We start from the raw sequence: 315 nt of genomic DNA, 5'->3' as shown, positions 1-315 counted from the left end.
GTCGATGCGCCGGTAGGGGTCGAGCAGATGGGTGCCGAGCCAGGTGAGCGCGCCCAGGCAGATGATGACGAGCAGGGGCGCTGCCCAGATCACCAGCTCCAGCTTGGTCGAGTGGTCCCAGTCGGGCGTATAGGTCGCTGTGGTGCTGGATTGGCGGTAGCGCCAGGCAAACAGCACGGTCAGCGCCATGACCGGCACGATAATGATCAGCATCAGCAGGGTCGAGACCACCAGCAGGTCGCGCTGCTGGGCCGCGACATCGCCCGCCGGCGCGAGCACGACCATGTCGCAGCCGCACAACCGCCCCGCCAGGGA

1 pseudogene is annotated in these 315 nt (G+C 67.6%); it reads right to left on the bottom strand.

The features are described 5' to 3' along the window. Positions 1 to 285: pseudogene (locus EN874_RS32925) on the bottom strand (ubiquinol oxidase subunit II); the annotation flags it as partial. Between the last annotated feature and the right edge of the window lie 30 nt (positions 286 to 315).

The organism is Mesorhizobium sp. M1D.F.Ca.ET.231.01.1.1 (assembly GCF_003999155.2).
In the GTDB taxonomy this organism is placed as follows: Bacteria; Pseudomonadota; Alphaproteobacteria; order Rhizobiales; family Rhizobiaceae; genus Mesorhizobium.
Note: the sequence above shows the minus strand (reverse complement) of the source record. Positions and strands in the feature narration are given on the sequence as shown.